Source organism: Litoreibacter sp., assembly GCF_058136045.1.
In genome coordinates this window covers 321,693-345,253 of sequence record NZ_JBYVDD010000003.1, presented here as the reverse complement: position 1 = coordinate 345,253, position 23,561 = coordinate 321,693, and the positions used below count along the sequence as shown (strand labels likewise).

The window sequence follows — 23,561 nt, the reverse complement described above, 5'->3', positions numbered from 1 at the left end:
CGTTTAATCCAAGTAAAGGTCACTGCACGATTACGTCGCTCAATTGCCGTAAAACAATTACCCCGAAGGTAAGTGAAATTGCGCGGGAGATGCGGTATCGTGAGGGCATGAGCAAATTTGGACCCCACCTTCAGTTCTGGCGCAAAGCGCGCCATTTAAGCCAATTACAACTCGCCGTTGAGGCGGATGTGTCATCGCGCCATATCTCGTTTTTGGAAACTGGCCGCGCGTCGCCAAGCCGCTCCATGATCCAACATCTAAGTGACATTCTCGAAGTTCCCTCAGCGCGTCGAAATGATTTGTTTGACGCCGCAGGTTTTGCCCCTCAGCACACCCAATCAAGACTGTCGGACGAGCATATGAGGATGGTGTCATCCGCGATGTCGCGACTGCTGCAAAACCATGCGCCCTATCCTGCGATGGTTCTTGATGCGAATTGGGTGCTTGTCCAGCTTAACAAACCTGCCGAAAAATTGTTCCAGCTTGCGGGGCTTGGCCAAGGGGCAAACTTGCTGGACTTCGTGACCACCCCCAACTCTGCCGCCAAGGTTATCGAGAACTGGGCGGAGGTTGGCCACCACATGTTGCAACGGTTGCGGGCCGAGAGCCGTGCCGCTGGCGGGTTGCGCGCGCTCGACACTGCCATCCAAACACTCGCGCGCGATCCGGTCGTTGCGGAGTATGATGCGCCCTCGCCGCTTCCGCCTGTCGTTTCAACCATCTATGCCGTGGGATCACTGCGGCTGCCGCTTTTCTCCACCATCGCGCAATTCGGCGGAGCGGAGGATTTGACAATCACCGACCTGAAAATCGAATTGATGTTCCCCGCGACGTCGGAAGCCGATGCGATATTAAACGGCCTATAACTCTGTCAAAAACGCAGATCAAACTGCCCCTCCATCCTTTGCAACTCGGCAAAAATCGCTTACAAATCAGGCGACAAGAACGAGCGAGCACCCCATGGCCGATACAGACCCCCTTGTGATCTTCACTCCGTCCGGCAAGCGCGGGCATTTCGCCGTGGGAACGCCTGTGTTAACCGCCGCACGACAATTGGGCGTGGACCTCGATAGCGTTTGTGGTGGGCGCGGGATTTGCTCAAAATGCCAAGTTACACCCTCCTATGGCGAGTTTCCCAAACATGGCGTCACGGTACGCGAGGATGCTTTGTCCGAATGGAACAGCGTCGAGCAGCGCTACGATGACAAACGCGGGTTAACCAAAGGGCGTCGGTTGGGCTGTCAGGCGCAGGTGCAGGGCAATATCGTGATCGACGTGCCCGAAAGCAGCCAAGTCCATAAGCAAGTTGTGCGCAAACGTGCCGAGGCGCGTGACATCACCTTGAACCCGTCCACCAAGCTGTTTTATGTCGAGGTAGAGCAGCCCGACATGCACGAGCCTTCGGGCGATTTAGAGCGCCTAATCAAAGCCTTACGCAACGACTGGGACCTGCCGGATCTTGATGTCGACTTGGATCTGCTCAGAACCCTACAACCCATTTTACGCAAAGGTGAGTGGAAGGTCACATGTGCCGTTCACCTTGGTGACAACCTGTTTGGCCCGCGGATCATGCACATCTGGCCGGGCTTCTACGAGGGTTCCATTTACGGGCTGGCAGTGGACCTTGGATCGACCACAATTGCCGGTCATCTATGTGATTTGGCAACGGGAGAGGTCGTCGCGTCTTCGGGCATTATGAACCCACAAATCCGCTTTGGCGAAGACCTGATGAGCCGCGTCAGCTATTCTATGATGAATGCGGGCGGCGCGCAGGAGATGACCCAAGCGGTGCGCGAAGGCATGAACGCCTTGTTTGTGCAGATCGCCGCGGAGGCTGAAATTGACCGCACTCTGATCGTCGACGCGGTGTTTGTCTGCAATCCCGTCATGCACCACCTGTTCCTTGGCATTGACCCGTTCGAGTTGGGGCAAGCCCCGTTCGCGCTTGCTACTTCCGGGTCATTATCATTACAGGCCATGGAGTTAGGGTTAAATCTTCATCCATCGGCGCGGGTCTATATCTTGCCCTGCATTGCCGGCCATGTTGGGGCCGATGCCGCTGCTGTGGCCTTGTCGGAAGCCCCTCATAAATCCGATGATCTGGTGCTGGTTGTTGATGTTGGCACCAACGCGGAAATCCTTCTGGGCAACAAAGATCGGGTTCTGGCCTGCTCGTCCCCCACCGGTCCGGCCTTTGAGGGGGCGCAGATCAGCTCCGGCCAACGTGCCGCCCCCGGCGCAATTGAACGGGTCGAGATTGATCCGCAAACCAAAGAGCCGCGCTTTCAGGTTATTGGCTCCGACATCTGGTCCGATGAGGATGGGTTTTCCGACATCATCGCCTCAACTGGCGTCACTGGCATCTGCGGTTCCGGTATTATCGAGATGGTCGCAGAGATGCGCATGGCGGGTATTGTGGATGGCCCCGGCTTGATCGGATCACCTGAACAAACAGGTACAAGCCGTTGTTTTCAAGACGGAAGAACCTTTAGCTATATGGTCTATAACGACCCCGAGCGCCCCATTACCGTGACCAACCGCGACATTCGAGAAATTCAAATGGCCAAGGCCGCGCTCTATTCCGGCGCGCGCCTGTTGATGGATAAGTTTGAGGTTAACACAGTTGACCGCATCGTCCTTGCTGGGGCGTTCGGCGCGCATATCTCACCCAAACACGCCATGGTCTTGGGCATGATCCCAGACGCCCCCTTGGATAAGGTCACCTCGGCGGGCAACGCCGCAGGCACTGGCGCGCGCATCGCATTGCTCAACACTGACGCGCGCACCGAGATTGAGCAAACCGTGCACAACATCCACAAGATCGAGACCGCCATCGAGCCGCGCTTCCAAGAGCATTTCGTCAACGCCTCCAACATCCCCAACGCAGTGGAGAAATTCCCAAACCTTGCCGGCATCGTCACCCTGCCCGATACCAACTTCAACACCGGCGGCGGTGATAAATCTGGCGGAAGAAGACATCGCAGACGCACTTGACGCCACCGCGCCACTGGCATAATTCATGGCCAACGCGGGTATGGTGAAAAGGTATCACGGCAGCTTCCCAAGCTTTAGTTACGAGTTCGATTCTCGTTACCCGCTCCAAAAATATGACAAATATCCCCTACCATACCCCCCTTGAGACCGCCGCGCTGCGCAAGCTTGGCATCCCCGAGCCGTGGAGCTTTGGCGTGGCAGATCGCACCCGATTTGGGGAATTAGACGCGCTTGGCCACATCAATAATGCGGCCTATCTGGGCTGGCTGGAAAATTTCCGCATTCAATACCTGCGCGCCTACGACATCTCGGACTTGAGCGCCGCAGCCCCGAAACTGGTGTTGCGTCAGGTGCAGGTCGATTACCTGCAAGAAATGCTGCTCAACGAGGATTACATCGTGACCGGGCGCACCGCCGCGCTGCGCCGGACAAGTTTTCGGATGGACTATGCCATTTGGGCTGGCGGCACCCTGCGCGCCACATCACACGCCATCATTGTCATGTTGAATCACAATGGGACGAAGCAAGAGATAAACCAAAACCTGCGCGACACCTTAATGACGCGCGATGGCGCTGTTGAAGAGGCAAGCTAACCACTGGCCCCAAATGAAAAATGACGGGTGGGCGAAGCCCGCTCCATTAGGTCAGCGCAGGTAGTCCAAAAGCATCCGGGTCGAGCTGTCCTTGCCCGCGTCTGACGCCTCGCCGCGCAGCACTGGGGTCAAGGCATTTGCCAGCTCTTTGCCAAGTTCCACCCCCCATTGATCATAGGAGTTGATGCCCAGCATCACCCCCTCAACAAAGACGCGATGCTCGTAGAGCGCAATGATCTGGCCCAACACAAAGGGCGTCAGTTTCGGGTATAGCAGCGTTGTTGATGGCCGATCTCCGGGAAAGACCCGGTGGCGGGCTTGGCGGTCCAACTCGTCGCCTTCCAACCCGCGCGCGGCCATGATTGCGCGCGCAGCATCTAGATCACGCCCCAGCATCAAGGCCTCGGATTGCGCCAGACAATTGGCCACAAGCAACTCATGTTGATGGGCCAAATCGGTCTCATGACCTGTCTTGGCCACCATAAATTCGCAGGGCACAACGCGCGTGCCTTGATGGATCAATTGGTAGAACGCATGTTGCCCGTTGGTCCCCGGCTCGCCCCAAACAACTGGGCCAGAATGCACCGTCAAAGCAGAGCCATCCATGGCAACCGACTTGCCGTTGCTCTCCATTTCCAACTGTTGAAAATAGGCGGGCAGCCGCGTCAGGCGTTGATCATAGGGCAGCACCGCACGCGTGGTATGACCGCAGCCTTGGTTGTTCCAAACCCCCACCAGCGCCAGCCAAACGGGGATGTTTTGCTCCAGCGGGGCCTCTTGAAAGTGGCGATCCATATCATCGGCGCCACGCAAAAAGGCATCGAAATTATCCGGCCCGATGGCAAGCATCACCGACAGCCCAATCGGCCCCCAAAGCGAGTAGCGCCCGCCGACCCAATCCTCGAACCCGAACACCCGATCCGGTGCAATGCCGAACTCAGCAGTCTTTTCCGCGGCGGTGGAAAGTGCTGCAAATTGTGCGCCAGTCTCGGTGACAGTCTCGGCCATCCAAGCCTGCGCGGTGCGCGCGTTGGTCATGGTCTCAATCGTGGTGAATGTCTTGGAGGCAACGATCACAAGCGTCGTCGTTGGATCAAGCCCACGCAACGTATCCGCCACATCCGCGCCGTCTACATTAGAGACAAAATGCACCCGTGGCCCATCATGATAAGGGGCCAAGGCCAGCACCGCCATGGCAGGTCCAAGGTCCGATCCACCAATGCCGATATTCACCACATCGGTGATCGCCCCGCCCTGCCCCACAAGCACGCCATCGCGCACATCATTGGCGAATTTGGCCATGCGCGTGCGCGTCTCGCGCACCGCGGGCATGACATCTGCGCCATCGACCTCAATCGCGCCGTCCCCCATATAGCGCAGCGCCGTATGCAAAACCGCACGCCCTTCAGTCTCATTGATCACAGCGCCAGAAAACATCTCATCACGGCGAGGCTCAACGCCCGCAGTGCGCGCCATAGAGATCAGAAACGCACGATCCTCAGGCCCGATATGGGTCTTGGAAAAATCAAACAGCAAATCATCATGCCGCAGCGAATAATCCTCTGCCCGCTTTGGGTTAGCGGTAAATAGGTCAGCCAATTTTGCTGCCTTCGCGGCGCGTTCAGCCAGCTCTGTCCAGTTCAACACAGTCATCACGGGGCCCAATGTACAGTTGCGTTCGCCAATACGGTCAGGATCGGAGCATCGGTCGGGGTCAATTGCATGGCACGTTCAATGGCCTCGCGCTTCTCATCGCCCACGATAAGAACATGTGTGCTCATCGCGCCTGCCAACACTTGGCCGCTCATGGTGATCCGCGGCTCCAACCCGTCCGAGGCCTCAACCAACATTAAGTCTGGCGCACCAGAGGACAAAGCCACCGACAAATCAGGGGAGCCGGGAAACAGCGAGGCCGTATGCATATCCGCCCCCATGCCGACCACCAGAATAGATAGGGGTAAATGTAGGCTGATATCTGGTAAATTCCCGTTTTCATCCGGGCGGATCGACACGTAATTGGCCGCCGCCGCGCGCGATTGCAGCAGCCGTGCGCGGATCATCCGCTCGTTCGAGCGCGCATGATCAGCAGGCACGCGCCGCTCGTCACCGACCATAATATTAACCCGTTTCCAATCCAGATTGGCTGCACAAAGCGCGTCAAATACCGGCCCCGGCGTAGAGCCCCCCGGCACCGCAAGGCTGGCGCTCTCATGGGTCATCAGGCAATCGCTCAACTCATCAGCCAAGTGGCCGGCCAGATCAATCATCATCAAATCACGGTCAGGATACTCGATCATGTTCATCCGCGGATCTCCCGCCAGCGTCGCCCGTCACGATGTAGCAACATCAAGGAATCGTCCGGACCACTTGATCCGGGCTCATATTCCACAGGTTTACGACCATGGCTTTGCCAGTTCTCGATGATCGGGTCGGTCCAGGCCCAAGCCGCCTCGACCTCGTCACCGCGCATAAACAGGGTTTGATCCCCCCTGATCACATCCATAATCAGCCGCTCGTAGGCATCGGGCACATCGGATGCATGTGCCCCCAAAGCATCGGCAAAGGTCATATCCAAGGGAACATCAAGCAAGCGCATCCCCCCCGGCCCCGGCTCTTTGATCGTCACGCGCAAGTCGATCCCCTCATCGGGTTGCAAGCGGATGGCAAGGACATTGGCCTTGCTGCCAGCATTTTCACCAAAAATCGAATGTGGGGTTTCTTTAAACTGAATGACGATTTCAGACATTCGCCCCCGCAAGCGCTTGCCGGTCCGCAAGTAAAACGGCGTGCCTTTCCAGCGCCAATTCGAGATATCAACCTTCATCGCAATGAAACTTTCCGTCCGCGAATCCGGGTTCTCGGAGTGCTCGATATAAGACGCCTGCTCCTCATCTGCGCCATACTGCCCCCGCACAATATTCTCGGAGGTAACCGGATCCAAGGCGCGGATCACTTTGAGCTTTTCATCACGCACCGCATCGGGATCGAATTGCGAGGGCGGCTCCATTGCCGTCAGGCATAAAAGCTGCATCAGGTGGTTTTGGATCATATCGCGCATCGCGCCAGAGCGGTCATAATAGCCACCACGCCCGCCAACCCCAACGGTCTCGGCAACCGTGATTTGCACATGGTCCACATATTGCGCATTCCAAAGCGGCTCGAACAAGACATTGGCAAACCGCACGGCCATCAGATTTTGTACCGTTTCTTTGCCCAGATAGTGATCAATACGGTAGATTTGGTGCTCGTCAAAGCTGGCCGCCAACACCGCGTTCAGCGCTTTTGCCGAGGCAAGATCGCGCCCGAAGGGCTTCTCCACCACAATGCGACTGTCGGCGCTGGCAATTTCATGCTTGTGCAACCGCGTCGCTAAATCCCCAAACAGGCTTGGCCCCACCGAGAAATAGAAGGCCTGAACCACATCCTTGCGCACCAGTTCTGCCAATCGGTCCCAGCCGGCCTCGCCCTTTGCATCAATCGGGGTGTAATGTAGCTGCGCTAGGAAAGCGGCAACTGTTTCTTTGTCACACTTGTCCTTATCCACGAATTCCTTGATCGAAGCGCGCACTAAGTCGCGAAATCCATCATCATCCAGCGCACTACGCGCAGCCCCGATAATTCGCGCGTCCGGAGGCATTTGCCCAGCAAGAAAGCGGCGATAAAGGCCCGGCAGGATTTTGCGGCGTGCCAAATCGCCTGTGCCACCAAAAATCACCAAATCGAAACTATCGACGGGTATGACGCGTGAAACCATGGGAGGCTCCTTTCATGTGACTTTCTGTTGCGGCGTTGTTAGCGCTAACGACACCGCACTTCCAGCATTTTCTGCCGCAAGCTATCCTATCATGCCTTTGATTGGTAACAAGCTTGTCAGAACGCCACCAAAGACTTTCTCTTCCCCGCACAACGCGCTAGCCATATTGAACAAACTACGGAGCGGACCGCATGAAAGATCAAGTATCCCCACAGGTTCCGGCCAATCAGGGGAAATTTAGCGACCCGTTTGTAACCGCAAAGGGCGAGCCTCGTGCCTCGGTGGCGCTGTCCGACCCGCAAACACTTTGGTTCAACACTGGCACCCTGTGCAACATCACCTGCGAAAACTGCTACATCTTGTCCTCGCCCACCAATGACGCCTTGCTCTACATTACCACGGCAGAGGTTGAAACCTATCTTGACCAGCTAGAAACCCGCAAATGGGGCGTGCGCGAAATTGCCTTTACCGGCGGCGAGCCGTTTATGAACCCCGACATGTGCAACATGGCCCGCGCCGCTTTGGAGCGCGGATATGAAGTGTTAATCCTGACCAATGCCATGCGCCCAATGATGCGCAAAACCACCCAAACGGCCCTATCCTCCCTTATTGCCGACTTTGGCGACAAACTCACCCTGCGCATCTCGCTCGATCACTGGTCACCTGAGGTGCATGATAAAGAACGCGGCAAGGGCGCCTTTTCCAAAACGATTAATGGTATGGAATGGCTACGCGATGAGGGCGCGAAAATGGCCGTCGCTGGCCGCTCTATTTGGGCCGAAAGTGAGACGGCAGCGCGTATGGGATACGCCGGTATTTACGCCAAATACAACTTTAAGATAGATGCGCAAAGCCCCGGTTTAACAGTACTTTTCCCTGAAATGGACGAGCGTGTTGAAGTGCCCGAGATCACCACCTCTTGCTGGGGCATATTAGACAAATCCCCCGACGCGATCATGTGCGCTTCATCTCGCATGGTGGTGAAGCGCAAGGGGGCGTCCAGCCCGACTGTGCTGGCCTGCACTTTGTTGCCCTATGCGCCCGAATTTGAGTTGGGCGAAACCCTTGAACAGGCAGAGCGCTCGGTGCAACTCAACCATCCGCATTGTGCTAAATTCTGCGTCTTGGGCGGGGCAAGCTGCTCGGCCTAGCTCTCTAATTCGGCGTCCCAATACAAAAAGTCGATCCAGCTTTCATGCAAATGATTTGGCGGGAATTTACGACCCGCATTCAACAACTGCCCAACCGATGGTCGCGATGGCGGCTTTCTGAGTGACAGGCCCGAATGCCGCAACTCTTGCGAGCCTTTGCGCAAATTGCACGGTGAGCAGGCCGCCACCACGTTCTCCCAAGAGGTCATCCCGCCTCGCGCCCTTGGAATGACGTGATCAAAGGTCAAATCTCCGGGCGCGCCGCAATATTGGCAACTAAATTTATCACGCAAAAACAAGTTAAAGCGGGTGAATGCCGCCTGCTTTTGCGGCTTCACATAATCCTTGAGGACGACCACCGAGGGAATGCGGATCTCCATCGTCGGGGAGCGCACCACATCATCATATTCGCTAAGGATTGTAACACGGTTCAAAAAGGCCGCTTTCACCGCATCCTGCCATGACCACAAGGACAGCGGTAAATATGATAAAGGCCGGTAATCTGCGTTCAACACAAGTGCCGGATTATGCCTCAACGCCCCCGACCCACGCACAAAATCTTGCCTGAAGTCACCATCCATCGGAAAGAAGTCTCCTGCTACTTTGCATTGTGCAAACTCACTTTGAAAACTATATATCGTATTTCAAAGCTGACAACCCCCGCATATAGCGCAGGCACAGCTCAAAAAGAGCATGGCTTCGTAAGGAATATGTGGCGATTCTGCGCAGCGGAATAATGCGTTTGAGCTGATAACATCTTATTTGACCCAGCCATCGGAGACAGCATGAGCGACATCCTCTCAACCACACTGCCAGACAGCGCGTTACTGCGCCGATATAGCGAAGACCACAGCTGCTACACGGATTGCTTCTCCACGCTCTACCCCGCCCCGATTGGCTTGCCCGAGTTCGTCGAAGCTTTCTACACTGCCCCGCTTTTTCGCTGCGAGCGGGTCATTTTGAAGCTTTGCGTACGCCGCCCCTCAACCGACCAGCAGGCCGCAGAGGTGGCGCAAGGGCGCATCCAGCGCTTTGCAGCATGGGACGTCGAGGACCGCGCAGATAACCAATTGCTAATGTGCGATATGGCCTCACGCACACGGTCTTGGTTTATGTGCGTGCCAGAGCAGGAAAAGACCCGCCTTTATTTTGGGTCCGCCGTCACTCCGGCTAAGGGTGCGCAGGAATTAGGGTTTATGTTCAGGGTATTACACCCCCTACATGAGCTATATTCCCGCGCCTTACTGACGGGTGCAACGCGCCGCCTTAGCCTAGATCTAGGCCAAACTGCTGCCCGATAAACGACAAAGCCACGCCCAGACCATCGGGCGCAATACCATGCCCGGTGCCCTTCATAACGTGCCCATAGACGGGGAACCCAGCTTCTTGCAGGGCGTCACCGGCCTCCGGCATTGAGATCGGCGGCACCACGTCATCTTGGTCACCATGGATCAACAGCACCGGCGGCTTCGACAGCACCTCATCCGCCAGCAATTCAGGGCGCAACAACCGGCCAGAGAACCCGACGACACCCGCAAACTGATCCGCACGCCGAGGTGCAACATGCAGCGCCATCATGGTGCCTTGCGAGAACCCCACGAGGATTGTCTCGGCCTCGGACAGGCCCTCCTCCTCCATTGTGGCGTCAATATAGGCGTTTAAATCTTTGACCGCCTGGATCATGCCCAGCTCTGAATCCTCTTCGCTGGAGCCGTCAATCCATGGAATCGGGAACCATTGAAATCCCATAGGGTTGCCCGTGCAGCGTTCTGGCGCGTTCGGCGCAGCAAACACTGTATCCGGCAAATGCTCGGACAACGGGTCCGATAACCCCAGCAAATCGGCACCATCCGCCCCATAGCCGTGCAGAAATATCACCAGTGAGCTATCTTCGCCCGATTTTGATGCCTTACGGCTGCTTTCCAAAACGCGTGTCATGTGATCCCTTCTCGATCCTTTATCACCCGATAGTAAGCCCACAAGATGCGGGCGGCAACGCTTTGCCACGGTGACCATTGCAACGCCATTTGGCGCATCTCTTTTTCCTTTGGGCGCGCGGGCAACTCGAACAAAATTCGCGCCGCCTCCTGCAACGCCAAATCCCCCGAGGCAAAAACATCTGCATGCCCAAGCGAGAACATGGCGTAAATTTCGGCGGTCCATGACCCGATACCCGACACTGCGGTCAGCGTTTTGATAACTTGCGCGGTTTCCATGCCTCGCAAGGCATTGAAATCAATTCCAGATCGCGCCAAGGCATGTGCATATTTAATTTTCTGGCGTGACAGCCCACAGACACGCAAGTCTTCTTCGCTGGCCTGCGCAACACGCACCTCATCCATCAAATTCGCGTCCCGCAGCCGCGTATTCATCGCTGCCGCAGACGCGATCGACACCTGTTGCCCCATGATAGCCGACAGCAATTCCGCGAAGCCTTCTGGCTTCAGGCGCAGGGGCAATGGGCCGGTTTGCTCCATCGCCCACACGAACCGAGGCTCTTGGGCGGCCAGCCATTCGGCCCCCTCAGTCACACAGGAACAGCCCTTAATGATGCGCATCAATCCACTCCAATGCGGCCTTGACCGTCGCCACTTTTGGTCCTTTGGGCGGGATCGGACGGTTGATCATCAGAACCGGCATCCCCAAGTGCCGCGCCGCGTCCAGCTTCGAGCGCGACATAGCTCCCCCCGCATTTTTCACCACCAAATAATCGACCTTCAACCGCTTGAACAACGCCACCTCATCCTCGATGGAAAATGGCGGCCGCCCGACCAAGAAATCACCATTTGGAAACGGAAACGGCTCGTCCGGCGGGTCAATCTGGCGACAAATCAAATGGCAAGATGACAGGCCACCATAGTGTGGAAGAGTTTGACGCCCCGTTGCCAAGAATACCGTTGATCCACTCGGAATATGGTGAGAAGTCTGTTCTGGAAAATCAATAAAAATCCAATTATCATGCATGGTTGCGACCCAAGGCTCACGTATAACTTGCAAATTCATGACCTGTTCATCTTCGCAAATTCGGACCGTGCGCACAGATATCTCCTCCGCGAATGGATGCGTTGCATCGACCACCAAATCAACCGGATGGGCCGCCAGCCAATCGCGAAACCCCTGATCCCCGCCAAAGCCGCCAACACGCACCTCGCAGCCCAAATCACGCGGCGCGCGGGTCGCACCCGACAGCGATGCAATGACGTCATGACCCCGCTCCATCAGCCCAAGGGACAGGGCGCGCGCCTCGCTTGTGCCTGCCAGCAACAAAACCCTCATATCCCTGCCTTCGCTAGTATTTCCCCTGCGCGATCAATCACCACGATGCTCGGGGTCACAGGCGCGTCCTTCAAGATCAGGCGCACCTGTGCCAAGGCTTCATGCGCGACTTTGCCCGCCAATTCGGGGGCCAACGTTACCGCCTCTAGGGCCGTATTAGCACTTGAAATATCCGCCATAACCCATTCATTCAGCGCGTTAAAATCAACCTGAGATCGCTTGGAATGCAAATCCCGCGCGCCCTGTGCCAGTTTGGTCATTTTCCCGATCCCACCGCCAATGGTGATCCGCTCTACGGGGTGTCGCGCCAAGTATTTTAGCAACCCTCCGGCGAAATCCCCCATATCCAACATCGCATGATCCGGCAGGCCCAAAAGCTGCTGCACCACGCGCTCCGAAGTGGCCCCGGTGCATCCCGCCACATGAGTTTGCCCCCCCGCCCGCGCGACGTCAATGCCCCGGTGAATGGATGCAATCCAAGCCGCACAAGAGAACGGGCGTACGATGCCTGTGGTGCCAAGGATTGACAAACCGCCGACAATACCCAGCCGTGGGTTCCATGTTTTCAAGGCGATCTCGGCACCTCCGGGTACGGAAATAGTGATCTCCACATCCCCCTCACGCCCATATAAATCAGCCATCTCATCGACAACAGCCGCCATCATTTGACGCGGAACAGGGTTAATTGCAGGCTCCCCCACGCCAATCGGAAGCCCGGCTTTGGTCACGGTGCCAACGCCTGCGCCCGCGCGGAACACCACGCCGCCCTTTGATGCGCAAACCCGGGCCACAATAAGCGCCCCATGAGTGACGTCCGGATCATCACCGGCGTCTTTCTCGATGCTAACTTGCACCCAACCGTCACCGCGCTCCGTGTTTTCGATCATAAAAGTCGGCGTCTCGCCCCTTGGCAGCACAAGGGATACCTCACGCGGATGCTCACTACCCCACAGCATTTGCAACCCGGCTTTCACCGCCGCAGTAGCGCAGGCACCCGTGGTCCAACCACGGCGCAATTTGGGAGGGGTATCATCATTCATAGCGCTGACCTTAACGCCCTGCCCGCGCGCCGCCAATGCCGATTGCGATGTCGCAGTTTCGCTTTTGCACGCGCAGGTTACAGGCCATAAGGGGCATATGAGCGACTCAATTTCCCTTCCGCAAAACCAATGGCCCAGCCTAGAGCCCGGCTGGGTTTGGCTGTGCGGTGCAGGCCCCGGTGATCCCGGCCTGTTAACCTTGCACGCCTTAAACGCATTACGCCAAGCCGATGTGGTGATCTACGACGCGCTGGTCCAAGAGGCGATTTTGGACTGGGCCCCGCAAGCCGAGCACATCTATGCAGGCAAACGCGGCGGCAAACCCTCCGCCAAACAACGCGATATCTCCCTGCGCCTTGTAGATCTGGCCAAGGAGGGAAAGCGCGTGTTGCGCCTGAAGGGCGGCGATCCCTTTGTGTTTGGGCGCGGCGGGGAAGAGGCGCAAACCTTGGTGCAACACGGCATTCCCATCCGCATTATCCCCGGCATTAGCGCTGGCATCGGGGGGCTGGCCTACGCTGGCATTCCCGTGACCCACCGCGACGTTAACCAATCCGTGACCTTTGTGACCGGCCATGACCAGTCCGGCAAAGCCACCGGGAGCCTCGACTGGGAGGCCATCGCGCGCGGCTCACAAGTCATCGTCATCTACATGGGCATGAAGCATATCGCCCACATCACAGCGCAATTAATCCAAGCAGGCCGCCTTCCTTCAGAACCCGTGGCTATCGTCACAACCGCGACGACAAAAAACCAGACCGTTCTGGAAACCACCTTGGGAACATGCGTTGCTGACATTGCAACATCAGGCGCCGAGCCACCTGCGATCATCTGCGTCGGCCAAGCCGTAACCATGCGTCAAGTCCTTGACTGGCAAGGGCAAATAGCCGGAGTTAAACCGCGTAACATGGACCCGTTAGGACGTGGGAAACCGGCGGAAAACACATGACCCCCGGCCACGGGATGCTGATCGCCGCGCCCTCCTCTGGCTCTGGAAAAACGACACTTACCCTTGGATTGCTGCGCGCCTTATCGCGGCGAGGCCCTGTGCGCGGGGCCAAATCCGGCCCTGACTATATCGACCCACGCTTCCATGAGGCCGCTTGTGGTCAGCCCAGCTATAATCTGGATGCTTGGGCGATGACCCCGGGTCGAATTCATGATTTGGCGCATTGCGAGGACGACAGTTTTCTGATCGTCGAGGGGGCCATGGGCCTGTTTGACGGCGCGCCGCCCGATGGGGCAGGCTCTGCCGCCGACGTTGCCGGTATTCTTAATTTACCAGTGATTTTGGTGATTGACGCAACAGGTATGGGGCAAAGTGCGGCGGCAATCGCGCAGGGTTTTGCAGGGCACCGCAAAGACATTCATGTTGCCGGAGTGATCTTGAACAAGGTGGCCAGCCCGCGTCATGAGGCAATGCTAAGACGCCATTTCCCCGCGGAAATTCCAGTGTTAGGCGCGCTCCCCCGTCGCGATGACCTTGCGTTGCCGTCACGACACTTGGGGCTCGTGCAGGCCGCTGAGCGGCCCGACCTAGATACTTGGCTGGACGAAATGGCCGATCTCGTTGAGATACATATTGCGCTGGATGACCTGCCATCACACCGAATTGATCACACCGAGAACCAAACCGCATCTCACGGAATCTTTGGCCAAGGCTACGCACGAATTTCCGTGGCGCAGGATGAGGCCTTTGCCTTCTCCTATCCGCATTTATTGAAAGACTGGCGCGCCACAGGGGCCAGCATCCAGACCTTCTCCCCATTGAATGATGATCCGGTTCCTGATTGTGATTTGGTGTTCCTACCAGGGGGATACCCAGAGCTTCATGCCGCACGGATCGCAGGTAATTCAAATTTTATGAGTAGCTTAAAAGTCACCTCACAAAGCTCTGATATATATGGAGAATGCGGTGGTTATATGGTGCTAGGAGAGACCTTAATCGACGCAGATGGCGCGCCTCATAAGATGGCAGGCCTATTGCCACTTGAAACCAGTTTCGCACGCCGAAAACTGCACTTAGGATACCGGACCCTCATAAGTGATCATGGCCCCTTGAGCGGCACATTTAACGGCCACGAGTTTCATTACGCCACGACCATCCGCGCCGACGGCCCTCCCTTATTCCAAACCCATACTGCCGAGGGCACCCCCCTTGCCCCCATGGGCCTGCGTCAAGGCCGAGTCTGCGGCTCTTTCGCGCATATCATCGACCGTCTGGACACTCCTGCGCGCAAGGCTTAGCGATACACTATGACAGATGCAGCATTCCCCGCCCCGAAACTCGATCCACGCACCAAACGCAACGTAATGGTGCTGGTTGCGGCACAGGCCGTTCTTGGCAGCCAAATGCCCATGCTCTTTGTGGTTGGGGGGCTGGTTGGCAATTCGCTATCCACCAACCCCTGCCTTGCCACGCTGCCGATCTCAATGATTGTGTTTGGCTCGATGACCACCGCCCCTTGGATCAGCCCATTGATGCAGCGCCATGGTCGGCGTACTGGCTTCATTATTGGCGCTTTGGGCGGCGCATTGGGGGCTACTGTGGCTGGCCTTGGCCTCTATTTCGGGTCCTTCTTGTTGCTACTGCTCGGCAGCTACATCAGCGGTATCTATATGTCTGCGCAGGGTTTTTACCGGTTCGCAGCCGCCGATGGTGCATCTGAGGCCTTCCGCCCGAAAGCCATTTCATATGTTATGGCGGGCGGGCTAATGTCTGCGATCATTGGCCCCCAGCTAAACAAGTTAATGTTTGATTTCACCATTGTTCCCTTTTTGGGCAGCTATATTGCAATCGTGGTTTTGAACCTTGCCGGGTTGTTCTTATTCTTCCTTCTCGACCTGCCCAACGCCGCCGCCATAGCCGCCACCAAAGCGTCCGAGACTGTGGAGGCTGTGCGCTCCAAAATGGAGCTGCTGCGCACGCCGCGGGTTGGGGTCGCGATCATTTGCGGCATGGTATCCTACGCTTTGATGAACTTGGTGATGACCTCTACACCGCTGGCCGTGATGGGCTGCGGATACACCTCGGGAAACGCCAATGACGTGGTGTCGGCGCATGTGTTGGCCATGTTTATACCGTCATTCTTTACCGGCCATTTGATCAACCGCTTTGGCGTTGAGAAAATCATGGCCACAGGGCTGGCTATCTTGGGGCTCGCGGGCATCGTGGCGCTGACGGGTGTCACCTTGGGTAATTTCTTTGCCGCCCTTATTCTATTGGGCTTTGGTTGGAACTTTGGCTTCATCGGGGCCACCACAATGCTGGCATCGTCACATACCTCTTCGGAGCGTGGCGTGATCCAAGGGTTGAACGACTCGATCGTGTTTGGCTGTGTGACTTTGGCCTCTTTGGCATCCGGCGGGTTGATGAACTGCTCCGGCGGCACCCCGGTCGAGGGCTGGAGCGCCGTAAACATTGCGATGATCCCGTTTCTAACGCTGGCAGGTGGCGCGCTGATCTGGCTTTCCATGCGGCCAAAATCAACGTCTTAACTAAACAGCAACCGCCACCGTTTGCTAAACTCGCTTAAGGCCAATTCACCTTTGGCAACGCGCTCAGGGGTGGCAATTGCCTGCCGTAATAGCGCACGTGTTTGCCAGCCTTCTGTGACCACTGAGGCGGCCAGCGGCCCAAGTTTTCTTTTTAAAGTTAGGACCTTAGGCATCTCAGCAAGCACCTGCTCGCACAGATCCGAGAGTGCAGTCGGGTGCCCATCTACCAAGGGGCGGCGCCCTAACGCCTCTAATTGAGGCGCGGCTTGCAGGAACCTCGCCAAGCCGACACCACGACCATAAGCACTCAAATCTGTGAGCCCCACATCACTGGCCCCAAGAGCCGTAGCCGCCGCCGTCATCAACCCGCCACAGGTCTGGTCCAGATACTCAAACAGCGCGGCCTCATCCTCAAAAGCCTCGCTGTAAATATCCCAGCGACGCGCCGCGACGAGATTATCAAGCGAAATTGCTTCAGGTGCACCAATCGCTTGCGCCAAAGGAGTGGTTATCTCGTGGTGGCGCACCGGGCTGCCTTGGGCTATTTGCTCCAGAACATCTCGCCACCATTGCAGGCGCATCTCTGCGATCATCGGCTCTTTGGTGACCCAAGGCGCGCGACTAACCTCAACATTCATCGCATAGAGCGGCCAGAGCACTTTTTGCGCCTCAACAGGGGCAAGTTGCGCGGCGGAAAACCTAACAGGATCAGCGCGTTGCACCAATGCGGCGCAGGCTTCAAGGCTCATGCGCACCCTCTTGCACCAACTTCCAATTTATCGCCTCCAACAAGGCCTCGAACGAGGCATCGACGATATTTGGTGACACACCAACGGTTGACCAGCGACGGCCTTTATTATCAGCGCTGTCGATGATGACGCGGGTCACGGCCTCGGTGCCGCCTTGGGTGATGCGGACCTTGAAATCCACCAACCGCATGTCTTCAATCAGTGCGCTATAGGGGCCAAGGTCTTTTGCCAGCGCTTTGGACAATGCATTCACCGGCCCGCGGTCTGAGCCGCTTTCGTCCAAGCTCTCAGACACCGATAACATCTTGTTCTTGCCAACTTTTACCACAACGACAGCCTCCGATAGGCTAATCATCTTGTCATATTTATTCTTGCGCCGCTCCACCGTGACTTTGTAGCGCTTCACCTCAAAAAACTTCGGCAAAAGGCCCAATTCCTGACGGGCCAAAAGCTCAAAAGAAGCTTGGGCGGTGTCGTAGGAATAGCCCACATCTTCGCGCTGCTTTATTACATCAAGAATGCGCGGTAAAGCGTTGTTATCTATATACTTAAGTCCCATTTCAGTCAGTCGCTTACGTAAGTTTGACTGCCCTGCCTGATTGCTCATCGGGATGATGCGTGTGTTGCCAACGATTGCAGGGTCGACATGCTCATAAGTGGTCGGGTCTTTGAGGATCGCGGAGGCATGCAGGCCCGCCTTATGGGCAAAAGCGGAGGCACCAACATAGGGAGCGTGTTTATTAGGGACACGATTTAAAATGTCGTCCAATTTATGCGAAGCGAGCATTAGGAGTGGTAGATTTTCTTCTTTAATTTCAATCCGATAGCATGATTTATAGGGCTCCTTTAACAGCAGCGTCGGGATCAGGGAGGTAAGGTTTGCGTTACCACAACGCTCGCCCAGCCCGTTGAGTGTGCCTTGGATGTGGCGCACGCCTGCGTCTACGGCGGCCAGAGAGTTGGCGACAGCGTTGTCTGTATCGTTATGAGTGTGGATGCCGAGGCGCGTACCGGGAATGCCGCTACCGATGACTTTACCAACGATTTCAGTGACTTCTGCGGGCAATGTGCCGCCGTTTGTGTCACATAAAACGATCAAAGCACCCGCGCTGAAAGCGGCATGAATGCACGACAAAGCGTAGTCGGGATTGGACTTGTAGCCGTCGAAAAAATGCTCAGCGTCGAACAGGGCTCCACGGCCTTGCTTGGCGATGTGTTGAAAACTTTTCTCAATGTTTTCAATGTTTTCCTCAAGTGTAATGCCCAAAGCTGTTTTGACGTGGAAGTCATGGGTCTTGCCCACAAGACAGACGGCGGGGGTGCCCGCGTTCAAGACGGCGGCAAGAACGTCGTCATTCTCGGCAGAGCGGCCTGACCTTTTGGTCATCCCAAAGGCCGTCATCGTCGCGGAAGTCTTTGGAACGCTTGAGAAAAATTCGCTGTCCGTTGGGTTCGCACCGGGCCAACCGCCCTCGATATAATCAATGCCCAACTGGTCCAACATCTGGGCGATTTCCAGCTTTTCAGGGGTGGAAAACTGCACGCCTTGGGTTTGCTGGCCATCGCGCAGCGTCGTGTCGAAAAGGGTTAGACGTTCACGGGTCATATCAGAGCCCTTTTGGGACATAGCGTACATGACGTACACAATTTTGTAAGATTTGCACGATATTGTAGGGTCAGCATCAGATATCACCCAATTTGGTGGGCATGAAATCAGGACCCGCGGAAAGGTCCACACCATCTTTTGACATTCGAACCTCGACACCCGCGCTGGCCAATTGTGATTTCAACGCATCGACAGCCGCGAAGTCTTTTGTTGCCATAGCAACTTCGCGCACCGTTTGCAGGCGATCAGCTAGAAGAGAGAGGTCAACGCCGGCCTCGGTGCCTAGTTTGGTATTTTGCCCATGGTTGAGGTCCGCGCTTAAATCAAAGCCGAACATGTGAAGCGCCCCCGCGAGCGCCTCGTGCTGTCCGGTATTTGCTAACTCATGCAAGCGCGCGATTGCACCGGAGGTATTGAGATCATCAGACAGAAGGCCCACAAATTTCGCATCCGGTGCGGCTGGCGTCACGCCGCCTACCAGTTGCGCCCATTTGCGCAGCGTCTTCTGGGCCTCATCGCGTTTCTTGTCGGTCCAGTCCATCGGCTTGCGATAATGCGTCGACAACATCACGAAGCGGATCACCTCGCCCGGCACGCCCTGATCAAGCAAGTCGCGCACGGTGAAGAAGTTGCCAAGGGATTTGGACATTTTCTTGCCCTCAACCTGAAGCATCTCGTTGTGCATCCAGATGTTTGCAAAATCATGGCCTGCGCATTTGGACTGCGCGATCTCGTTCTCGTGGTGCGGAAAGGTCAAATCATTGCCGCCGCCGTGGATATCAAACGCATCGCCCAGCAGTTCAAACGCCATGGCCGAGCATTCAATATGCCAGCCCGGACGCCCCCGGCCAACACTTACGCCATCCACCTTCGGCCCGTCCCAGCCGGGCAAATCATCTGAGGACGGCTTCCACAGGACGAAATCCATCGGATCGTCTTTATAGGGTGCAACTTCGACGCGCGCGCCAGCGATCATATCATCGACCGAGCGGCCAGACAGCTTGCCATACTCCTTGTAGCTGCGCACTTTGAACAGCACATGACCCTCGGCGGCATAGGCATGACCCTTGGCGATCAGCGCTTCGATCATTGTCACCATAGCGCCAATAAAGGCTGTGGCGCGGGGTGCGTGGTTTGGCTCCCGCGCGCCCAAAGCGTACATATCATCGAGGAACCAGCCAATGGTCTCGTCGGTGATCTCGCCAATAGTGCGGCCAGTTTGAGCCGCGCGGGCGTTGATTTTATCATCCACGTCAGTGAAATTGCGCACATATGTGACCTGATCCACGCCATAGGTGTGGCGCAACAGGCGGAACAGCATATCGAACACCAGTACCGGGCGCGCATTGCCCAAGTGGGCGCGCTCATAGACTGTGGGGCCGCAGACATACATGCTGGCTTGGCCTGAAATTAACGGGATAAAACCCTGCTTGGAGCGGGTCTTGGTGTTGTACAGCTTGATCGTCATAGGGGCCTCACGCGCAGGGGTAGCGGCGGGTGTAGCGAAACTGTGTGAAGATGGAAAACAGAAACGACCCGCCTGAGAATTCTCAGATGGTAATGCAGCAACAAATAAGGATGGTGCGTGTCGTCATGGGGCATGAATAGCAGCAACAGCCTCAAATACAAATCACAAATAGGCCCCATCACAAAAATCGAATTGACAGCGGGTGTCATGGCAGGCCCAGATTGCCGGAAGATTAGAGGAGTGGTGCATGGATTTGTCGAAGCGGATATCAAATTTGACGGGCGGTGGCTCGGACGGGTGGGACTTGTTTTTCAAAGCGCGGCGGATGATCGAGCAAGGCGTTAAGGTGACAGAGCTGACGATTGGCGAGCATGATATTGGCACGGATCAGAGCATATTAGATGCGATGCATGTCTCGGCCAGCGGCGGGCACACGGGCTATGCGATGATACCGGGCGTTGACAGTTTGCGCGATGCGGTGGCGGCGCGCGTCACGACGCGGACGGGGGTCGCGACATCACGCGACAATGTGTTGATCACGCCGGGGGGGCAATCGGCGCTTTGTGCGGCCCATCATGCGGTGTGTGACGAGGGCGACGTGGCGCTCTATTGCGACCCCTATTATGCCACCTACCCCGGCACGATCCGCAGCATTGGCGCAGTGCCGCGCGCGGTGCCTTGCTTGGTAGAAAACGCGTTTCAGCCGACGTTTTCCGACATTGCCTCGAAGTCTTCCTGCGCTAAGTCGCTTTTGGTAAATACGCCCAACAACCCCACTGGCGTGGTTTATTCGCCAGAGACAATTGCCGGCATTGCGCGGGCGTGTTGTGAGTATGACATGTGGTGCATCTCGGATGAGGTCTATGACACTCAGGTCTGGGATGGCAGCCACGTAAGCCCGCGCGCGGTGGATGGCATGGCCGAACGCACGCTTGTCGTCGGCTCAATGTCCAAGAGCCACGCGATGACGGGCAGCCGGATTGGCTGGGTCGTCGGGCCTGCCGGGGCGATTGACAGCATGATCACTTTGGCCACCCACACCACCTATGGGGTGCCGGGCTATATCCAGGACGCGGCGGAGTTTGCCTTGGGGCAAGGTGCGGTGCTGGAGGAGAAGATTGCGGCCCCTTTCCGACGTCGGCGCGCGCTTGCGACGGGCATTCTGGCGGGGCAAAATGTGGTTGGCTTGGTGCCATCGGGCGGAGCGATGTATTTGATGCTGGACGTGCGCAGCACGGGTCTGAGTGGCGACGATTTTGCTGACAAGCTGCTGGACAAGCGCAAAATCGCGGTGATGCCGGGCGAGAGTTTCGGGCAAAGTGCAGCAGGCCATGTGCGGGTGGCGATGACCGTGGAGGACGGAGCATTTGCCACTGCGCTCCAAGAGATTATTGATTTTGCCAAGGAGCAGAAATGATGCGATTTCGCGAGATGCACCGCCCCGGAGAGCCGTTCATTTTGGCGAATGCATGGGACGTAGGATCGGCCAAAATGTTGGAAGCCTTGGGGGCGCGCGCGATTGCCACCTCCTCGGCGGCCCATGCATTTACTTTGGGGCGTCCAGACGGGGGCACGGTGAGCCGTGACGAGGCGTTGGCCCATGCGCAAGATCTGATCGCGGCGGTAAATGTACCCGTGTCGGGCGACTTCGAGGACGGCTTTGGGGAGGCACCGGACGCCTGCGCGCAAACGGTGCGTTTGACAGGCGAAGTGGGGTTGGCGGGGATTTGCATCGAGGACACGATCGAGGCCTCGGACCGCGTGTATGATTTTGATCTGGCCGTCGAGCGGGTGCGCGCGGCATCCAGCGCGGCACGGGGCTTGCGCCAGGATTTTTTCTTTGTGGCGCGCGCCGACGGGGTGATGACGGATGCCTATGACATCGAGGAAGCAATACGGCGCATTCAGGCCTTTGACGCGGCAGGCGCAGATGGGATTTATGTGCCGATGCCCAAAACGGTAGAGGATTTGAAGCGCATCATTGCCGCCACAGACAAGCCGGTGAACGTGTTGGCGGCAGGCCCCTATGCCAAAATCAGCCAATCCGAGTTTGCGGCGATGGGGGCTGCGCGTATCTCGTTGGGGTCAGCTTTGGCGCGGGTCACGCACCGTGTGATCAATGATGCTGCTGTTGCAATGTTCGACACGGGCGATTTCACCCCCTTAATGCAGGTAATTTCCGGCGCAGAGGTGGACAAGATGTTAAGTTAAAGGGCATCAGTGCCCCTAAGTAATTTTATTGGGGTGATTTTGATGGCTCGGCTTCTTTGCACATTGGTTCTATTGGCAGCTTCGGTGATGGCGGCCTCCGCGCAGGACAAACCCGCCTACCCGCAACATTACACCGTGTTAACCAATGACTTCGCCGATATTCTAAGCCCCGAAGCCGAGGCGATGATCAACGCCGAGATCAACGCCGCCCGCGAACAACGGGGCCGCGAGATGACGGTTGTGACCATTCGCTCACGCAAGGATTACGCGCCCTCCAGTGATATTGGCAGCTTCTCAAAGGCGCTGTTCAACGGCTGGGGCATCGGCAACGTCGAGTTAAACGACGGCATCTTGCTGCTGGTGGCCATTGAGGACCGCGAGGTGCGCATCGCCTTGGGCGCAGGCTACCCTGCCCGCCAAGACGGCATCGCCGCGCGCATCATCCAAAGCAAGATTATCCCGGCATTTAAGGAAGGCCGCGTGGCCGATGGCATTTTGGCTGGCACCCGCGCCGCACTTGCCCAGTTGCACATGCCCGGAGAAGCCCCCGCCGCCGCGATTACAACGGTGCCGGAAACAGCCCCGCAAGTGCAGGTGGTTGAGCAACCGCCAGAGCCCCAAGATCAGGGGGCCTTGGGGCTTATCGACCGGATGACCCACGCCGCTGGTGACAACCCGGTTTTGGCGGGGATCATGGCTTTGGTCACGGCGATTGCAGGGTTTTTCGGCTACCATGGCGTGCAACGCTATCGCCCGCGCAAATGCCCGCAATGCAATGGCGTGATGCTGCGTCTGGGCGAGGCGCAGGAAGAGCAATACCTCGATCACGGGCAATTGGTCGAAGAGCAAGTGAGCTCGCGCGATTACGGTGTTTGGTTTTGCCCCGAGGACGAGCACGTAACAGTTATGGGGTTTAGAACCCTGTTTTCACGCCACAAAGCCTGCCCAAATTGCAAATACCACACCTATGAGACCGCGCGCGAAACCTTGTCACATGCAACCACCATGAGCATGGGCATCGTGCAGCTACACCATAGCTGTCGCAATTGCGGCCACACGGCCACGGAAAAGAAATCCACTCCAATGCTGAACAAAAGCAGCTCCAGCTCTTCCTCCGGACGTAGCGGTTTTTCCGGCTCGTCGTCGTCCTCTTCCTTTGGAGGCGGCAGCTCTTCTGGTGGTGGCGCGTCGGGTAGCTGGTAGAGACGCCGAAAACCCGAA

Annotated in this window: 22 protein-coding genes and 1 tRNA gene; 12 read left to right on the top strand and 11 right to left on the bottom strand. The window is 56.9% G+C overall.

The features are described 5' to 3' along the window. The first annotated feature begins 107 nt into the window (after nucleotides 1–107). The 4 genes from AC3Y7R_RS03025 (at nucleotide 108) to AC3Y7R_RS03010 (ending at nucleotide 3,587) form a co-directional block, all read left to right on the top strand. Complete coding sequence (locus AC3Y7R_RS03025) at nucleotides 108–866, top strand: helix-turn-helix domain-containing protein (protein WP_490040524.1); 759 nt, start codon at nucleotides 108–110, stop codon at nucleotides 864–866. Nucleotides 867–960: 94 nt separating this feature from the next. Next, nucleotides 961–2,994, top strand: a complete 2,034-nt coding sequence (locus AC3Y7R_RS03020; protein WP_490040523.1) for an ASKHA domain-containing protein — start codon at nucleotides 961–963, stop codon at nucleotides 2,992–2,994. A gap of 34 nt (nucleotides 2,995–3,028) precedes the next feature. Continuing rightward, nucleotides 3,029–3,102, top strand: a tRNA-Gly gene (locus AC3Y7R_RS03015). A gap of 5 nt (nucleotides 3,103–3,107) precedes the next feature. Beyond that, a complete protein-coding gene (locus AC3Y7R_RS03010) occupies nucleotides 3,108–3,587 on the top strand; it encodes an acyl-CoA thioesterase (RefSeq protein ID WP_490040522.1) in 480 nt (159 codons plus the stop codon). 51 nt (nucleotides 3,588–3,638) lie between these two features. On the opposite strand, the gene pgi is transcribed toward AC3Y7R_RS03010, so the two are convergent. Genes pgi through zwf form a run of 3 tightly spaced genes read right to left on the bottom strand, consistent with a single transcriptional unit; the run spans nucleotide 3,639 to nucleotide 7,341 of the window. Continuing rightward, nucleotides 3,639–5,240 (bottom strand): glucose-6-phosphate isomerase, encoded by a 1,602-nt coding sequence (gene pgi / locus AC3Y7R_RS03005; protein WP_490040521.1) that lies wholly within the window; start codon nucleotides 5,238–5,240, stop codon nucleotides 3,639–3,641. Then, nucleotides 5,240–5,890 carry a 6-phosphogluconolactonase gene (gene pgl / locus AC3Y7R_RS03000; RefSeq protein WP_490040520.1) on the bottom strand — a complete coding sequence of 217 codons (651 nt, stop codon included), beginning with the start codon at nucleotides 5,888–5,890 and terminating at the stop codon, nucleotides 5,240–5,242. Before pgl ends, pgi begins: the two co-directional genes overlap by 1 nt. After that, the gene (zwf, locus tag AC3Y7R_RS02995; RefSeq protein WP_490040519.1) at nucleotides 5,887–7,341 is read right to left on the bottom strand and encodes a glucose-6-phosphate dehydrogenase; all 1,455 of its coding nucleotides are present in this window, start codon (nucleotides 7,339–7,341) and stop codon (nucleotides 5,887–5,889) included. Before zwf ends, pgl begins: the two co-directional genes overlap by 4 nt. A gap of 191 nt (nucleotides 7,342–7,532) precedes the next feature. Between zwf and AC3Y7R_RS02990 the strand changes: the two genes are divergently transcribed. Next, entirely contained in the window at nucleotides 7,533–8,492 is a 960-nt protein-coding gene (locus tag AC3Y7R_RS02990; RefSeq protein WP_490040518.1) for a radical SAM protein, read from the top strand. Here AC3Y7R_RS02990 and AC3Y7R_RS02985 read toward each other — a convergent pair. After that, nucleotides 8,489–9,073 carry an HNH endonuclease gene (locus tag AC3Y7R_RS02985; RefSeq protein WP_490040517.1) on the bottom strand — a complete coding sequence of 195 codons (585 nt, stop codon included), beginning with the start codon at nucleotides 9,071–9,073 and terminating at the stop codon, nucleotides 8,489–8,491. The two genes, AC3Y7R_RS02990 and AC3Y7R_RS02985, sit on opposite strands and share 4 nt — an antisense overlap. Before the next feature lie 204 nt (nucleotides 9,074–9,277). On the opposite strand from AC3Y7R_RS02985, the gene AC3Y7R_RS02980 reads away from it, so the two are divergent. Beyond that, a complete protein-coding gene (locus AC3Y7R_RS02980; protein WP_490040516.1) occupies nucleotides 9,278–9,793 on the top strand; it encodes a hypothetical protein in 516 nt (171 codons plus the stop codon). Here AC3Y7R_RS02980 and AC3Y7R_RS02975 read toward each other — a convergent pair. From AC3Y7R_RS02975 to AC3Y7R_RS02960, 4 genes are read right to left on the bottom strand one after another with little or no spacing between them, the layout of a single operon-like run. Continuing rightward, nucleotides 9,759–10,430: an alpha/beta hydrolase gene (locus AC3Y7R_RS02975; protein WP_490040515.1), complete on the bottom strand. Its 672-nt coding sequence runs from the start codon at nucleotides 10,428–10,430 to the stop codon at nucleotides 9,759–9,761. The genes AC3Y7R_RS02980 and AC3Y7R_RS02975 overlap by 35 nt on opposite strands. After that, nucleotides 10,427–11,050, bottom strand: coding sequence for a DNA-3-methyladenine glycosylase family protein (locus AC3Y7R_RS02970; RefSeq protein ID WP_490040514.1), 624 nt, complete (start codon nucleotides 11,048–11,050; stop codon nucleotides 10,427–10,429). The genes AC3Y7R_RS02975 and AC3Y7R_RS02970 overlap by 4 nt, the downstream gene beginning before the upstream one ends. Beyond that, nucleotides 11,037–11,768, bottom strand: a complete 732-nt coding sequence (locus AC3Y7R_RS02965; RefSeq protein WP_490040513.1) for a cobalt-precorrin-6A reductase — start codon at nucleotides 11,766–11,768, stop codon at nucleotides 11,037–11,039. Before AC3Y7R_RS02965 ends, AC3Y7R_RS02970 begins: the two co-directional genes overlap by 14 nt. Next, nucleotides 11,765–12,808, bottom strand: a complete 1,044-nt coding sequence (locus AC3Y7R_RS02960; RefSeq protein WP_490040512.1) for a cobalt-precorrin-5B (C(1))-methyltransferase — start codon at nucleotides 12,806–12,808, stop codon at nucleotides 11,765–11,767. The genes AC3Y7R_RS02965 and AC3Y7R_RS02960 overlap by 4 nt, the downstream gene beginning before the upstream one ends. Before the next feature lie 97 nt (nucleotides 12,809–12,905). On the opposite strand from AC3Y7R_RS02960, the gene cobA reads away from it, so the two are divergent. The 3 genes from cobA to AC3Y7R_RS02945 are packed head-to-tail and all read left to right on the top strand — an operon-like array spanning nucleotide 12,906 to nucleotide 16,306. Further along, nucleotides 12,906–13,757, top strand: coding sequence for a uroporphyrinogen-III C-methyltransferase (cobA, locus tag AC3Y7R_RS02955; protein WP_490040511.1), 852 nt, complete (start codon nucleotides 12,906–12,908; stop codon nucleotides 13,755–13,757). Beyond that, nucleotides 13,754–15,055, top strand: a complete 1,302-nt coding sequence (locus AC3Y7R_RS02950; protein WP_490040510.1) for a cobyrinic acid a,c-diamide synthase CobB — start codon at nucleotides 13,754–13,756, stop codon at nucleotides 15,053–15,055. The genes cobA and AC3Y7R_RS02950 overlap by 4 nt, the downstream gene beginning before the upstream one ends. A 9-nt stretch (nucleotides 15,056–15,064) precedes the next feature. Next, nucleotides 15,065–16,306 carry an MFS transporter gene (locus AC3Y7R_RS02945; protein ID WP_490040509.1) on the top strand — a complete coding sequence of 414 codons (1,242 nt, stop codon included), beginning with the start codon at nucleotides 15,065–15,067 and terminating at the stop codon, nucleotides 16,304–16,306. Here AC3Y7R_RS02945 and AC3Y7R_RS02940 read toward each other — a convergent pair. The 3 genes from AC3Y7R_RS02940 to cysS all read right to left on the bottom strand — a co-directional run bounded on the left by AC3Y7R_RS02940 (nucleotide 16,303) and on the right by cysS (nucleotide 20,129). After that, on the bottom strand, nucleotides 16,303–17,055 hold the full coding sequence (locus tag AC3Y7R_RS02940; RefSeq protein WP_490040508.1) for a squalene/phytoene synthase family protein: 753 nt from the start codon (nucleotides 17,053–17,055) through the stop codon (nucleotides 16,303–16,305). The two genes, AC3Y7R_RS02945 and AC3Y7R_RS02940, sit on opposite strands and share 4 nt — an antisense overlap. Continuing rightward, on the bottom strand, nucleotides 17,045–18,661 hold the full coding sequence (cimA, locus tag AC3Y7R_RS02935; RefSeq protein WP_490040507.1) for a citramalate synthase: 1,617 nt from the start codon (nucleotides 18,659–18,661) through the stop codon (nucleotides 17,045–17,047). The genes AC3Y7R_RS02940 and cimA overlap by 11 nt, the downstream gene beginning before the upstream one ends. Before the next feature lie 76 nt (nucleotides 18,662–18,737). Further along, nucleotides 18,738–20,129 (bottom strand): cysteine--tRNA ligase, encoded by a 1,392-nt coding sequence (gene cysS, locus AC3Y7R_RS02930; protein WP_490040506.1) that lies wholly within the window; start codon nucleotides 20,127–20,129, stop codon nucleotides 18,738–18,740. A 247-nt stretch (nucleotides 20,130–20,376) separates the two neighbouring features. Between cysS and AC3Y7R_RS02925 the strand changes: the two genes are divergently transcribed. Genes AC3Y7R_RS02925 through AC3Y7R_RS02915 form a run of 3 tightly spaced genes read left to right on the top strand, consistent with a single transcriptional unit; the run spans nucleotide 20,377 to nucleotide 23,543 of the window. Continuing rightward, complete coding sequence (locus AC3Y7R_RS02925; protein WP_490040505.1) at nucleotides 20,377–21,546, top strand: pyridoxal phosphate-dependent aminotransferase; 1,170 nt, start codon at nucleotides 20,377–20,379, stop codon at nucleotides 21,544–21,546. Continuing rightward, nucleotides 21,543–22,340 carry an isocitrate lyase/PEP mutase family protein gene (locus AC3Y7R_RS02920; RefSeq protein WP_490040504.1) on the top strand — a complete coding sequence of 266 codons (798 nt, stop codon included), beginning with the start codon at nucleotides 21,543–21,545 and terminating at the stop codon, nucleotides 22,338–22,340. The genes AC3Y7R_RS02925 and AC3Y7R_RS02920 overlap by 4 nt, the downstream gene beginning before the upstream one ends. Before the next feature lie 42 nt (nucleotides 22,341–22,382). Beyond that, nucleotides 22,383–23,543: a TPM domain-containing protein gene (locus AC3Y7R_RS02915; RefSeq protein ID WP_490040503.1), complete on the top strand. Its 1,161-nt coding sequence runs from the start codon at nucleotides 22,383–22,385 to the stop codon at nucleotides 23,541–23,543. Nucleotides 23,544–23,561 lie beyond the last annotated feature (18 nt).